This is a genomic window from Streptococcus gwangjuense (assembly GCF_003627155.1).
GTDB lineage: Bacteria > Bacillota > Bacilli > Lactobacillales > Streptococcaceae > Streptococcus > Streptococcus gwangjuensis.
This window is the reverse complement of the sequence record NZ_CP032621.1, coordinates 1,134,527-1,147,767: the sequence shown is the minus strand read 5'-3', so window position 1 is coordinate 1,147,767 and position 13,241 is coordinate 1,134,527. Positions and strand designations below refer to the sequence as shown.

Below are 13,241 nucleotides of genomic sequence, written 5' to 3'. Positions count from 1 at the left end.
TGTCAACAAGGAGGATAAACTTTTGAGTGAAAAAACAAGAGAAGACGAAAAATTAAGCTTTAAAGAGCAAATTTTACGTGATTTAGAGAGAGTAAAAAAACAAGATAGAAGTGAGCAAGAAAATGAGATTACAAGTTTTGAAACTCCTTTATCTCAAGAAGATTCAGTAGTTCCTTCAACTCAGGAACATGAACCTTCAGCAGAAGAGTTGATGGCTAATTCTCTTTCTGTTGTGGATCAAATATTAAAGAATGCTCCTAGTGTTCCATCACGCTCAAATGACATTTCGGATGAAATTGCAGCAAATGAAGAAGCTGCAGAATCTAAAATTGAAACGGTTGTTGAATCTGTAGTTGAACCAGTAGAACCTATTTTCGAGCCAGTTCAACCAAAAGTAGAACCTGTAAAACTTAACGAAGACAAAGAATTTAACGAGATTCCAACAAAGGTTGCGGTGTCGTATAAAACAAGTAGACAACAGGAAGAAGTTAGTACTCCTGCAGTGGATAATGAGTTGTCTGAGTCAGCTGAATCGACAGATAGCCTAGATTCAGTTCCTAGACGTAGTCGTCGCGAAACTGTTAAACCTGTTAAGAAGAAAAAATCACATTTGAAGGCTTTCTTCATTTCACTACTGATTTTCCTTGCTCTGATTTCGGCAGGTGGTTACTTCGGTTATCAGTATGTTCAGTCATCCTTGCTACCTGTTGATGCAAATTCTAAGGAATATGTGACTGTTCAAATTCCGGAAGGATCTAATGTCCAAGAGATTGGATCGACTCTTGAGCATTCTGGTGTGATTAAACACGGTGTGATTTTTGCTTTCTATGCGAAATATAAGAATTATTCAGATCTGAAGGCTGGATATTACAATTTGCAAAAGAGCATGAGTACAGAGGACATCATTAAGGAACTACAAAAAGGTGGTACACCTGAACCTCAGGCTCCATCTCTTGCAAACTTGACAATTCCAGAAGGATATACCATTGATCAAATTGCCCAAGCTGTAGGCCAATTACAAGGTGAATTTAAAGAACCTTTGACAGCGGAAGCTTTCTTGGCTAAAGTGCAAGATGACAACTTTATCAGTCAAGAAGTTGCTAAATATCCAAACCTACTCGAAAGCTTGCCAACGAAAGAAAGTGGAGCTCGTTATCGTTTGGAAGGTTATCTTTTCCCAGCGACCTACTCTATCAAGGAAAGCACAACTATTGAAAGCTTGATTGACGAGATGTTGGCAGCTATGGATAAAACATTGACTCCGCACTACAGTGCAATTAAGTCTAAAAACTTGACTGTCAATGAATTGCTAACAATTGCGTCACTTGTTGAAAAAGAAGGGGCTAAGACTGAAGACCGTAAGTTGATTGCAGGTGTCTTCTACAATCGTTTGAACCTTGGTATGCCACTTCAAAGCAATATTGCAATCTTGTATGCCCAAGGGAAACTTGGTCAAAATATCAGCCTAGCAGATGATGCTGGAATTGATACATCGATTAATTCACCATACAATGTTTATACAAAACCTGGTTTGATGCCTGGCCCAGTAGATAGTCCAAGTCAGGATGCGATTGAAGCAAGCATTAACCAAACAAAGAGTGAGAACCTCTACTTTGTAGCTAATGTTACAGATGGTAAAGTCTATTACGCAGTGACACAGGAAGAACATGACCGTAATGTAGCTGAACACGTCAATAGCAAGCTTACTCAAAATAGTAGTTCAAACTAAGACTACAAACATGAGAATCTCAGATAGAGATTCAATATTATCGAAGGAAAGTTGAGAAAAATGGCAGAAAAAACATATCCTATGACCCTTGAGGAAAAGGAAAAACTTGAAAAAGAATTAGAAGAATTGAAATTGGTCCGCCGTCCAGAAGTGGTAGAACGCATTAAGATTGCCCGTTCATACGGTGACCTTTCTGAAAACAGTGAATACGAAGCAGCTAAGGATGAACAAGCCTTTGTCGAAGGACAAATCTCTAGCTTGGAAACAAAAATCCGTTATGCTGAAATCGTCAATAGTGACTCAGTTGCCCAAGACGAAGTAGCGATTGGTAAAACAGTCACTATCCAAGAAATTGGTGAGGACGAAGAAGAAGTTTATATTATCGTAGGTTCAGCGGGTGCGGATGCCTTTGCAGGTAAAGTTTCAAATGAAAGCCCAATTGGACAAGCCTTGATTGGCAAGAAAACAGGTGATACAGCAACAATTGAAACACCTGTTGGTAGCTATGATGTAAAAATCTTGAAGGTTGAAAAAACAGCCTAATGATTAAAAGGAGTAAAAAGAGGGAAAAATCCTTCTTTGCTCCTTTTTAGGTTTAAAAAGAATTGGAGACTATATGAGTTCAAAGAAGAAAAAAAACAAGATGGAGCGTGGTCTGACTAATCGTCACGTGCAGGTTATGGCCATTGCGGGAACAATCGGAACAGGACTCTTTTTGGGAGCAGGTCGTTCTATTAGCCTTACAGGTCCTTCCATTGTACTGATTTATATGATTACTGGGGCTTTCATGTTCCTTATGATGCGTGCGGTTGGGGAAATGCTCTACCAAGACCCTGAGCAACATACCTTTATCAACTTTATCACGCGCCATTTGGGTAAGGGCTGGGGTTATTTCTCGGTTTGGTCCTACTGGCTATCCGTTGTCTTTATAGGTATGGCGGAAATCACTGCTATCTCTCACTATGTTCAGTTTTGGTTCCCTAGCTGGCCAAGTTGGATGATTGAGATTGGATTTTTGACCATTCTAGCCTTAGTCAATCTGATTGCGGTGAAGCTCTTTGGGGAAGTTGAGTTTTGGTTTGCGATGGTCAAGATTGTGGCTATTTTAGCTATGATTGCCACAGGAGTCTTTATGGTCTTGACAGGCTTTAAGACACCACATGGAGTAGCAAGTTTGGCCAATATCACCGACAATTTCTCCCTCTTCCCTAATGGTGGAGTGAACTTTGTCATGGCCTTTCAGATGGTTTTCTTTGCTTACCTCATGATTGAGTTTATCGGGGTAACAACTTCTGAAACCAAAAATCCACGTCAAGTCTTGCCAAAAGCCGTTAAGGAAATTCCTTTGCGTATCGCCTTTTTCTACGGTGGTGCCCTCTTAGCCATCATGGCTATCATTCCATGGCGTGAGCTTGCTTCTGCTGATTCTCCTTTTGTTACAGTATTTGAATTGGCAGGTATCAAGTGGGCAGCAGCCTTGATTAACTTCGTCGTTTTGACATCAGCAGCATCTGCTCTTAACTCAACCCTTTATTCAACAGGACGTCATTTGTACCAGATTGCTCATGATTCGCCAAATTCATTCTTAAAGGCTATTAAGGCAGATACTCTTTCTCGCCACAATGTGCCACAAAATGCCATCATCGCTTCAGCAATCTTGATTGCCCTAGCAGCCTTTATTAATGTCTTGCCAGGTGTTTCAGATGCCTTTGCCTTGATTACGGCATCATCATCAGGTGTTTATATTGCCATTTATATCTTGATTATGGTGGCTCACCTTAAATACCGCAAGTCACCAGACTTTATGGCGGATGGCTATCTCATGCCCCATTATCGTTTCCTAAATCCTTTAACCATGCTCTTCTTTGCCTTTGTCTTCGTAACCCTCTTTTTACAAGAGTCTACATTTGTAGGAGCAATCGGATCAGCTATCTGGATTATCGGTTTCGGGATTTATAGCCAGTGGAAATTTAGAAAATAGATTTGAAACTCATCAACTCAGGTTGGTGAGTTTTTGCTAGTTTGACAGTCTATTGAAATAAGACTATAATCAAGCTGTAACAGTATTTGAGGAGGTTTAGATGTACTTTAGATTGGAAAATAAGGAATCCCATAAATCACAAGAAATAGGGAATCTGATTCGTGTTTATAACCGTTCAAAACGAGAAGAAGCTGAAAGTGAGCCACTTAATCTTTATGTCGAAGATGAAGAGGGCAATCTTCTGGCAGGTTTGATAGCAGAGACTTTTGGAAATTGGCTAGAAATCGAGTATTTATTTGTAAAAGAGGAACTCAGAGGGCAAGGAATCGGTTCAAAACTATTGCAGCAAGCAGAAACTGAAGCTAAGAATCGAAACTGTCGTTTTGCTTTTGTCAATACTTACCAGTTTCAAGCTCCTGATTTTTATAAAAGGCATGGCTACAAGAAAATTTTTACATTACAAGACTATCCCTACATTGGGCAAAGGTATTATTACCAAAAGAATCTGTAAGGTGAGTATGAAGGTATGGTACAAAGAGAGACTCACACATAAGTATGGAGGCGGACTGATGGATATAATACTGGATATGGGCAATGTTTAAGGAGATTCTCGATAAATACCAGTTAAATCCTATAAATTGTGTCATTCTAGACGATATGGAGGACAATACAATCGCAGCTGAGACATTAGATGTGAAATCCTACGATGCTGTAGATGTTTTGAAAAAAATTGAATAGGCAGAAACTCTCTATCATTTAGGTGGTAGAGGTTTTTTGTTAATAAAAATTTACAAAATGACATTTATATATTGCATTAAGTTAGATATATGATATAATGTTGTTAAAAAGAGGCGCAACTTTTTAAAATTAATGATGATCAAAGAGAAAACCAAGAATATTAATGGAGGAATTAAAAAATGGAAGTTATAAATGTAAGTAAAAATTATGGTCATTCAACCATTCTCAAAGATATAAATTTCGCACTTAATAAGGGTGAAATTGTTGGTCTAGTAGGGAGAAACGGAGTTGGCAAGAGTACATTGATGAAAATTCTTGTTCAGAATAATCAACCGAATTTAGGGAATATTATAAGTAGTGATAATGTTGGGTATTTAATCGAAGAACCAAAATTATTTTTATCTAAAACAGGTTTAGAGAATTTAAAATATTTGTCAAATTTATATGGAATTGACTACAATCAAGAAAGATTTGGAAGTTTGATCCAAGAGTTAGATTTGACTCAGTCTATTAATAAAAAAGTAAAGACCTATTCTTTGGGTACAAAACAAAAATTAGCTTTGCTTCTAACTCTCGTTACGGAACCTGATATATTGATTTTAGATGAACCGACTAATGGTTTAGATATTGAATCATCACAAATAGTTTTAGCGGTTCTAAAAAATTTAGCTTTACATGAAAATGTGGGAATTTTAATATCGAGTCATAAATTAGAAGATATTGAAGAAATTTGTGAGAGGGTTCTTTTCTTGGAGAACGGGCTTTTGACATTTCAAAAAGTAGGAAAAGATAGTCATAATTGCTTGTTTGAGATAGCTTTTTCATCAGCTACAGATAAAGACATTTTTATTACCAAACAAGAATTTGGGGATATTGTTCAGGAAGAGGGACTGAGAATTACTATGTCTGGGAATATTCAAAGTAGTGAGCTTTTTAAATTTTTTAACGAAAACTCTATTAAAGTAGTTGATTTTGAAACTAAAAAAGAGACGCTTAAAGATATTTATCTAAATCGTTCAAAATAAAGGAAGGTTATAATCATGAAATTAAATAAATTGAATTTTCTTAAGGAAAATATAAGAGATTTATATTCATCAGGCGTAATATATCTCGGTTTGATTATCTCGTTTATACCGCCGATATTGGTTACATTCTTTATTCTAAAGACTCAAGGGACATCGCTTGGTATTAAGCATATTTCAAACTTTTATGCTATGCTCGGTATGTTAATGGCTATTATACATGCTAATCGAATTATTAGCAGGGATTTTTCCCACAATACGATCAGTTTATTTTATAATCAACAGAAAAATCGGATGATTTACGTCTGGTCTAATTTTCTATATGTCATCTCAGTTTCCATTATTTATTCTTTGAATGGCATTGTGCTACTAGTCATCGTAAGTAAATTGGGTGTTCCAGGTGATTTAGGATTAGATTTTATAGTATCCATTGTAGTCAATACAATTTTGTTAGTCCTATTTTATTTTCTATTATCTTATATTTTCTATTTATACAAATTGAAAAGTGGCTTGGTATTTGGTATTTTAGTAGCTTTACTACTCTTTATCCCTAATATATTAAATACGATTATGATGAATACTAGTAATGATTTGTTTATCAAAGCAATTGAACTTCTTCCTTTTTATTCTTTACCTGTATTTGTAGCTTCAAATACGATGTCTATTAGTCAGTATCTTGTGGTAATCACTACAATCATTTTACTGTACTTGTTCACTCTCAAGAAAAGCAAGGAGTATTCATTTTAGTTTCATTTAGTATTATTTTGCAGACTTAAAATCCAGCAAAAATCAGTCATCTTGCTATGCTCCTGCTCTTGTTGTGTACACGTTTTTGTCTTATGCTAGACTCATTTCCAAAAGCATTATATAATAGTGATATGAAAGCAACTAAATAAGAATACAAGCAATCAAAACTCGTTTAAAAGACCCTACTAAAGCTAATACTAAACAAAAAATCAAATAGCAAACTAGGAAGTTTATTTCAAACAATCCAACATACTGATTTTAGTCTGAAGATAATATTGGAGTGCTAATTAATGAGGTTATAATAAATAGCTGACAGCTTGTGTTGATTTTGGATTTTTTAAGAGTAGATGAGTATTAAAACTATAAGGAGGACGCAGGTGGCTAAAAATTTAAAATTAAAATTAGCTCGGGTAGAGCTTGATTTAACTCAAGGTCAATTGGCAGAGGCTGTGGGGGTGACGCGCCAGACTATTGGTTTGATAGAGGCAGGGAAATACAATCCCAGTCTCTCGCTTTGCCAGTCTATTTGCAGATGTTTAGGAAAAACCCTAGACCAACTATTTTGGGAGGAAGAAGATGGTAAATAAATTCATTCATTATCAATTACTTGACGAAAGAGAAGAACAACTAATCAATAAAGCTGGGGCAGAGTCTTTTTCACTCTTTATTGGGCTTGTACTTCTAAGCTATTTGGTGGCAGTGTTGGCTCCATCTCTTTTTAATCCGAATTTTCTAGTCTATACTCTGATAGTAGGAATTTTCTTCTTTTTCAATCGTGCCCGTTATCTGGGAGTGACCTACTATAGTCGTTTTCATTTTACGATTTTGGGTTGTTTTTTCCTAACCTTGGCTATTACGGCTCTTTTGATGTTACAGAATTATCAATTCAACATAGAAGTTTATCAGCACAATCCTTTGAACGTTAAATACCTATCTGCTTGGGCAATTACTTATGTTATTTACCTTCCCTGGGTCTTTATTGGCAATCTTGGTCTTAAGAGCTATGGCGAATGGGCTCAGAAAAAGTTTGAACAAGACATGGATGAACTGGAGAGTGGAGAATAGCTTGTTACTCTTTTCTCAATCCAGCCAAAATGTGTTATAATAGTACTAATTTATTGGAATACATGAAAGTTCTTAAAAATTTTCATGTGTTTCTAGCTAAGGAAGTAGGAAAAGTATGTATCCAGATGATAGTTTGACATTGCACACGGACTTGTACCAGATCAACATGATGCAGGTTTACTTTGACCAAGGAATTCACAATAAAAAGGCGGTCTTTGAGGTTTATTTCCGCCAACAGCCTTTTAAGAATGGCTATGCGGTTTTTGCAGGTCTAGAAAGAATTGTGAATTATCTGGAAGACCTGCGTTTTTCAGATAGTGATATTGCCTATTTGGAGTCGCTAGGCTATCATGGGGCATTCTTGGACTATCTCCGCAATTTCAAGTTGGAGTTGACTGTTCGTTCTGCCCAAGAAGGGGACTTGGTTTTTGCTAATGAACCGATTGTGCAGGTGGAAGGCCCTCTAGCTCAATGTCAGTTGGTCGAAACGGCTCTTTTGAACATCGTCAACTACCAGACCTTAGTGGCGACTAAGGCAGCTCGTATTCGCTCGGTTATAGAAGATGAGCCCTTGATGGAGTTTGGAACACGTCGGGCGCAAGAAATGGATGCGGCTATCTGGGGAACACGCGCAGCGGTGATTGGTGGCGCCAATGGGACCAGCAATGTGCGTGCTGGTAAACTCTTTGACATTCCTGTCTTGGGGACCCATGCCCATGCCTTGGTGCAGGTTTATGGCAATGACTATGAGGCTTTCAAGGCTTACGCTGCGACCCACAAAAATTGCGTCTTTCTTGTGGATACCTATGACACCCTTCGTATCGGTGTGCCAGCTGCCATTCAGGTGGCGCGTGAGCTGGGTGATCAGATTAACTTTATGGGTGTGCGGATTGACTCTGGGGATATTGCCTACATTTCTAAGAAAGTCCGTCAGCAACTGGACGAGGCTGGATTTACAGAGGCTAAGATTTATGCTTCTAATGATCTAGATGAAAATACCATCCTCAACCTCAAGATGCAAAAGGCCAAGATTGATGTCTGGGGTGTGGGAACCAAGCTGATTACAGCCTATGACCAGCCAGCTCTTGGGGCAGTTTATAAGATTGTTGCAATCGAAGATGAAAATGGGAACATGCGCAATACCATTAAGCTGTCAAATAATGCCGAAAAAGTGTCTACGCCAGGTAAGAAGCAGGTGTGGCGGATTACCAGTCGTGAAAAAGGCAAGTCAGAAGGCGACTACATAACCTATGATGGTGTTGATGTTTCCAGCATGACAGAAATCAAGATGTTCCATCCTACTTATACCTACATCAAGAAGACGGTTCGTAATTTTGACACTGTTCCTCTCTTGGTGGATATCTTTAAAAACGGGGAATTGATTTACAATCTGCCTAGCTTGACTGAGATTCAGGATTATGCTCGTAAGGAATTTGACAAGCTTTGGGATGAATACAAGCGTGTGCTCAATCCGCAGCATTATCCAGTGGATTTGGCGCGTGATGTATGGCAAGATAAGATGGACTTGATTGATAAGATGCGCAAGGAAGCCCTTGGTGAAGGAGAAGAAGAATGAGTTTGCAAGAGACTATTATTCAGCAACTGGGTGTCAAACCAGTGATTGATGCCCAGGAAGAAATTCGTCGTTCTATTGATTTCTTAAAAAGATACCTGAAAAAACATCCCTTCCTAAAAACCTTTGTACTAGGGATTTCTGGAGGACAAGATTCAACCTTAGCAGGACGATTGGCTCAACTGGCCATGGAAGAGCTGCGATCAGAAACGGGAGACGATAGCTACAAATTTATCGCTGTTCGCCTGCCATATGGAGTGCAAGCTGATGAAGCAGATGCTCAAAAAGCCCTAGCCTTCATTCAGCCAGATATCAGTTTAGTGGTGAATATCAAGGAATCAGCTGACGCCATGACGGCAGCAGTTGAAGCGACAGGAAGCCCTGTTTCAGACTTCAACAAGGGCAATATCAAGGCTCGTTGCCGTATGATTGCTCAGTATGCCCTTGCTGGTTCCCATAGCGGAGCGGTCATTGGAACAGACCATGCTGCGGAAAATATCACAGGCTTTTTTACCAAGTTTGGTGACGGTGGTGCGGATATTCTCCCTCTTTACCGCCTCAATAAGCGTCAAGGAAAACAACTCTTGAAGGAACTTGGTGCAAATCCAGCCCTTTATGAAAAAATCCCAACGGCAGACCTAGAAGAAGACAAACCAGGCCTAGCTGACGAAGTAGCCCTCGGAGTCACTTATGAAGAGATTGACGACTACCTAGAAGGCAAAATAATCAGCTCAGAAGCCCAAGCGACCATTGAAAACTGGTGGCACAAAGGCCAACACAAACGCCACCTACCAATCACCGTATTTGATGACTTTTGGGAGTGAAAACCTCCACTGGAGGTTTTCAGCCTCTCACCTTGAAATAAGAAAGTGAGAGAAGGTTCGGTAACTCACCGAGTTCGATTTCGTCATCTCACCCCCGCAACGATGACTAGGTTTGAAAAAGCTTACTAGAGCGCATTTCAAACCAGACAGCGACTGCGTCAAGGAACTAGATTAAAAACTTGTTTTTTAGTTGTTACTGAGTTTAGTCTTTTTACCCCGAGTTTAGAAATAGGAAAATGAGGAACCTCTAGTGGAGGTTTTCAGCCTCTCAACTTGAAATAAGAAAAGGTCCGGGGGACCTTTTTAGCTTATTACCTTGAAATTCAAAAGCAAAGTAAATTTAAATTGAAGTTGAAGTTGGGCAGAGAATCATCTATCAGAAAGCGAGGTAGCGTCATGAAAGCAATCGGTACGCAAATATTACAGACAGATCGTTTAATCTTGCGAAAATTTTTGGAAAGTGATGCAGAAGCCATGTTTCAGAATTGGGCTTCGTCTGCTGAGAATCTGACCTATGTCACTTGGGATCCTCATCCTGATGTCGATGTGACTCGAAATTCCATTCGTAATTGGGTTGCTTCCTATGCTAATCCCAACTATTACAAATGGGCTATTTGTCTCAAAGAAAACCCGGAGCAGGTGATAGGAGATATCAGCATCGTTGCAGTAGATGAGAACGATTCTTCTTGTGAAATCGGTTATGTCTTAGGCAAAGCCTACTGGGGTCGTGGCATTATGACGGAGGCTCTAATAGCTGTTCTAGAATTCTGTTTCACTCAGCTCGACTTACAAGGCGTGAAAGCTCGCTATGCTAGCCTCAATCCAGCTTCAGGTCGTGTCATGGAGAAGGCAGGGATGTCCTATTTGAAAACCGTTATCAATGGTGTTGAGCAGAAAGGTTATCTTGCGGACCTTATTTATTATCAGATAAGTAGGGAGGACAGGTGATTTCTTTTCTGTTTCTATCAAAGTCAGACCTTGTCTGGCTTTTTTTGCACCTTTTTTTAAATAATCTGATTAAATTCCTATTTTTCCCTATCATTGTCCCTATTTTTTCTTGATTTTTGGAGCTATAATAGTCCTATCAAATCAAAGAATGGAGGAAGGCAATGGATAATATAATCTTTTTTATCAGTGTTTTTCTTGCTGGAATTCTTTCCTTCTTTTCTCCTTGTATCTTACCTTTGTTACCGGTCTATGCAGGGGTCTTGTTGGATGATAAAGATGGTTCTCAGGCTTCTAGTGGAAAATATTCAATCTCACTTGTTAGTCTATTGAGAACTTTGGCCTTTATAGCAGGGATATCCTTTGTTTTTATCTTACTAGGCTATGGAGCTGGCTTTTTAGGAGACCTTTTGTATGCCTCTTGGTTTCAGTATGTGACGGGTGCGGTTATCATTCTCTTAGGCTTGCACCAGATGGAGGTCTTACATTTTCAGGGACTTTACAAGGAAAGAAGGCTGCAACTAAAGAGACAGGAGCAAAAGGGTAAGGGCTATAGTCAGGCATTTTTACTGGGGTTGACTTTTAGTTTTGCTTGGACGCCTTGTGTGGGACCGGTTCTGGGCTCTGTTTTAGCCTTGGCGGCTTCAGGTGGCTCAGGTGCTTGGCAGGGAGCTGGTCTCATGTTAATCTATACGCTAGGTCTAGCACTACCATTTTTGGTTCTAGCTCTAGCCTCCAGCTATGTTTTGAAACATTTCCGAAAACTCCATCCTTATCTCGGAACTCTCAAAAAAGTGGGTGGTTTCCTCATAATCGTAATGGGAATTTTGGTGCTTTTGGGAAATGCTTCTATTTTGACAAGATTATTTGAATAGAGAGGAAGAAGAAATGAAAAAATGGCAAACATGTCTCCTTGGAGTAGGCTCAATCTGTTGTTTAGCAGCCTGTTCGACTAAAAATATGTCAGACGAATCTACTATGAAGGAGCAAACAAAAACAGAACAAGTCAGTTCGCAAACTGCCACCAAGGGTCAGGCGGTTGCTGATTTTGAACTGATGGGAGTAGATGGCAAGACCTACCGCTTGTCTGATTACAAGGGCAAGAAAGTCTATCTCAAATTCTGGGCTTCTTGGTGTTCCATCTGTCTAGCCAGTCTACCAGATACAGATGAAATTGCTAAGGATGCTGGTGATGATTATGTGGTCTTGACAGTGGTGTCTCCTGGACACAAGGGGGAACAAGCTGAATCAGAATTTAAGAATTGGTACAAGGGTTTGGATTATAAAAATTTCCCAGTTCTAATTGACACATCAGGCAAACTCTTGGAAAGTTATGGTGTCCGTTCTTACCCAACTCAAGCCTTTATAGACAAGGAAGGAAAGCTGGTCAAAACGCAACCTGGTTTTATGGATAAGGATATGATTTTAAAGACATTGAAAGAAATGGGGTAGAGAAAGGTCATGAATGATAAAGTAAAATTGTTTGTTTTGGCAGGGATCTTTTTCCTAGCCATAAGCGGTTTCTATTTTCTATTGATGCGAAATGCAGGGCAGACAGATAGCTCGCAAATTGAGAAAGCGGCAGTTAGCCAAGGAGGAAAAACAGTGAAAAAAACAGAAGTGAGTAAAGATGCAGACTTGCACGAAATTTATCTGGCTGGGGGATGTTTCTGGGGAGTTGAGGAATATTTCTCACGCGTTCCCGGTGTGACAGATGCTGTATCAGGCTATGCAAATGGTAGAGGGGAGACAACCAAGTACGAATTGATTAACCAAACAGGTCATGCGGAGACTGTCCATGTCACTTATGATGCCAAGCAAATTTCTCTCAAGGAAATCCTGCTTCATTACTTCCGCATTATCAATCCAACTAGCAAAAATAAACAAGGAAATGATGTGGGAACCCAGTACCGTACTGGTATTTATTACACAGATGACAAGGATTTAGAGGTGATTAACCAAGTCTTTGATGAGGTGGCTAAGAAATACGACCAACCTCTGGCAGTTGAAAAGGAGGCATTGAAGAATTTTGTAGTGGCTGAGGATTACCACCAAGACTACCTCAAGAAAAATCCAAATGGCTACTGTCATATCAATGTCAATCAGGCAGCCTACCCCGTCATTGATGCCAGCAAATATCCTAAACCAAGTGATGAAGAATTGAAAAAGACCTTGTCACCTGAAGAGTATGCAGTTACCCAGAAAAATCAAACAGAACGAGCTTTTTCCAACCGCTACTGGGATAAATTTGAATCCGGTATCTATGTGGATGTAGCAACTGGCGAACCCCTCTTTTCATCAAAGGACAAGTTTGAGTCTGGTTGTGGTTGGCCTAGTTTCACCCAACCAATCAGTCCAGATGTCGCCACCTATAAGGAAGATAAGTCTTACAATATGACACGCATGGAAGTGCGGAGCCGAGTTGGAGATTCTCACCTTGGCCATGTCTTTACGGATGGACCACAGGACAAGGGTGGCTTGCGCTACTGTATTAATAGTCTCTCTATCCGCTTTATTCCCAAAGATCAAATGGAAGAAAAAGGCTACGCTTATTTACTAGATTATGTTGATTAAGAGGGCTTTCCTAAGCAGTTAGAGGAGAATTTTGCTATACTGA

15 protein-coding genes are annotated in these 13,241 nt (G+C 39.3%); all 15 read left to right on the top strand.

Annotated elements, in window-relative coordinates:
* Positions 1 to 22: 22 nt before the first annotated feature.
* The 15 genes from mltG to msrB all read left to right on the top strand — a co-directional run bounded on the left by mltG (position 23) and on the right by msrB (position 13,198).
* Complete coding sequence (mltG, locus tag D7D53_RS05680; RefSeq protein ID WP_120770394.1) at positions 23 to 1,729, top strand: endolytic transglycosylase MltG; 1,707 nt, start codon at positions 23 to 25, stop codon at positions 1,727 to 1,729.
* A 60-nt stretch (positions 1,730 to 1,789) separates the two neighbouring features.
* Positions 1,790 to 2,272 carry a transcription elongation factor GreA gene (gene greA, locus D7D53_RS05675; RefSeq protein ID WP_000818768.1) on the top strand — a complete coding sequence of 161 codons (483 nt, stop codon included), beginning with the start codon at positions 1,790 to 1,792 and terminating at the stop codon, positions 2,270 to 2,272.
* A gap of 73 nt (positions 2,273 to 2,345) precedes the next feature.
* Positions 2,346 to 3,710, top strand: coding sequence for an amino acid permease (locus tag D7D53_RS05670; RefSeq protein ID WP_049552262.1), 1,365 nt, complete (start codon positions 2,346 to 2,348; stop codon positions 3,708 to 3,710).
* Positions 3,711 to 3,810: 100 nt separating this feature from the next.
* Complete coding sequence (locus D7D53_RS05665) at positions 3,811 to 4,221, top strand: GNAT family N-acetyltransferase (RefSeq protein WP_080975961.1); 411 nt, start codon at positions 3,811 to 3,813, stop codon at positions 4,219 to 4,221.
* An 83-nt stretch (positions 4,222 to 4,304) separates the two neighbouring features.
* The gene (locus D7D53_RS05660) at positions 4,305 to 4,448 is read left to right on the top strand and encodes an HAD family hydrolase (protein WP_020902218.1); all 144 of its coding nucleotides are present in this window, start codon (positions 4,305 to 4,307) and stop codon (positions 4,446 to 4,448) included.
* Between the two features lie 179 nt (positions 4,449 to 4,627).
* Complete coding sequence (locus D7D53_RS05655; protein ID WP_080978365.1) at positions 4,628 to 5,473, top strand: ABC transporter ATP-binding protein; 846 nt, start codon at positions 4,628 to 4,630, stop codon at positions 5,471 to 5,473.
* A 15-nt stretch (positions 5,474 to 5,488) separates the two neighbouring features.
* A complete protein-coding gene (locus D7D53_RS05650) occupies positions 5,489 to 6,217 on the top strand; it encodes an ABC transporter permease (protein WP_049552261.1) in 729 nt (242 codons plus the stop codon).
* 377 nt (positions 6,218 to 6,594) lie between these two features.
* Complete coding sequence (locus D7D53_RS05645; RefSeq protein WP_001107500.1) at positions 6,595 to 6,804, top strand: helix-turn-helix transcriptional regulator; 210 nt, start codon at positions 6,595 to 6,597, stop codon at positions 6,802 to 6,804.
* Entirely contained in the window at positions 6,794 to 7,282 is a 489-nt protein-coding gene (locus tag D7D53_RS05640; RefSeq protein WP_033680009.1) for a DUF6773 family protein, read from the top strand. Before D7D53_RS05645 ends, D7D53_RS05640 begins: the two co-directional genes overlap by 11 nt.
* Before the next feature lie 115 nt (positions 7,283 to 7,397).
* Positions 7,398 to 8,858 (top strand): nicotinate phosphoribosyltransferase, encoded by a 1,461-nt coding sequence (locus D7D53_RS05635; RefSeq protein ID WP_120770393.1) that lies wholly within the window; start codon positions 7,398 to 7,400, stop codon positions 8,856 to 8,858.
* On the top strand, positions 8,855 to 9,679 hold the full coding sequence (gene nadE / locus D7D53_RS05630; RefSeq protein WP_120770392.1) for an ammonia-dependent NAD(+) synthetase: 825 nt from the start codon (positions 8,855 to 8,857) through the stop codon (positions 9,677 to 9,679). Before D7D53_RS05635 ends, nadE begins: the two co-directional genes overlap by 4 nt.
* A 396-nt stretch (positions 9,680 to 10,075) precedes the next feature.
* Positions 10,076 to 10,627 carry a GNAT family N-acetyltransferase gene (locus D7D53_RS05625; protein WP_120770391.1) on the top strand — a complete coding sequence of 184 codons (552 nt, stop codon included), beginning with the start codon at positions 10,076 to 10,078 and terminating at the stop codon, positions 10,625 to 10,627.
* Positions 10,628 to 10,788: 161 nt separating this feature from the next.
* Positions 10,789 to 11,499, top strand: a complete 711-nt coding sequence (ccdA2, locus tag D7D53_RS05620) for a thiol-disulfide oxidoreductase-associated membrane protein CcdA2 (RefSeq protein WP_120770390.1) — start codon at positions 10,789 to 10,791, stop codon at positions 11,497 to 11,499.
* Positions 11,500 to 11,512: 13 nt separating this feature from the next.
* Positions 11,513 to 12,076: a redoxin family protein gene (locus tag D7D53_RS05615; RefSeq protein WP_120770389.1), complete on the top strand. Its 564-nt coding sequence runs from the start codon at positions 11,513 to 11,515 to the stop codon at positions 12,074 to 12,076.
* Positions 12,077 to 12,085: 9 nt separating this feature from the next.
* Positions 12,086 to 13,198, top strand: a complete 1,113-nt coding sequence (gene msrB / locus D7D53_RS05610; protein WP_120770388.1) for a peptide-methionine (R)-S-oxide reductase MsrB — start codon at positions 12,086 to 12,088, stop codon at positions 13,196 to 13,198.
* Positions 13,199 to 13,241: the final 43 nt, after the last annotated feature.

Bases quoted from the DNA above. Each gene is read 5' to 3' on its own strand.
- D7D53_RS05635 (WP_120770393.1), top strand. From the start codon at position 7,398: ATGTATCCAGATGATAGTTTGACATTGCACACGGACTTGTACCAGATC.
- D7D53_RS05625 (WP_120770391.1), top strand. From the start codon at position 10,076: ATGAAAGCAATCGGTACGCAAATATTACAGACAGATCGTTTAATCTTG.
- greA (WP_000818768.1), top strand. From the start codon at position 1,790: ATGGCAGAAAAAACATATCCTATGACCCTTGAGGAAAAGGAAAAACTT.
- D7D53_RS05665 (WP_080975961.1), top strand. From the start codon at position 3,811: ATGTACTTTAGATTGGAAAATAAGGAATCCCATAAATCACAAGAAATA.
- D7D53_RS05650 (WP_049552261.1), top strand. From the start codon at position 5,489: ATGAAATTAAATAAATTGAATTTTCTTAAGGAAAATATAAGAGATTTA.
- D7D53_RS05640 (WP_033680009.1), top strand. From the start codon at position 6,794: ATGGTAAATAAATTCATTCATTATCAATTACTTGACGAAAGAGAAGAA.
- D7D53_RS05655 (WP_080978365.1), top strand. From the start codon at position 4,628: ATGGAAGTTATAAATGTAAGTAAAAATTATGGTCATTCAACCATTCTC.
- nadE (WP_120770392.1), top strand. From the start codon at position 8,855: ATGAGTTTGCAAGAGACTATTATTCAGCAACTGGGTGTCAAACCAGTG.
- D7D53_RS05670 (WP_049552262.1), top strand. From the start codon at position 2,346: ATGAGTTCAAAGAAGAAAAAAAACAAGATGGAGCGTGGTCTGACTAAT.
- D7D53_RS05615 (WP_120770389.1), top strand. From the start codon at position 11,513: ATGAAAAAATGGCAAACATGTCTCCTTGGAGTAGGCTCAATCTGTTGT.
- msrB (WP_120770388.1), top strand. From the start codon at position 12,086: ATGAATGATAAAGTAAAATTGTTTGTTTTGGCAGGGATCTTTTTCCTA.
- D7D53_RS05660 (WP_020902218.1), top strand. From the start codon at position 4,305: ATGTTTAAGGAGATTCTCGATAAATACCAGTTAAATCCTATAAATTGT.
- ccdA2 (WP_120770390.1), top strand. From the start codon at position 10,789: ATGGATAATATAATCTTTTTTATCAGTGTTTTTCTTGCTGGAATTCTT.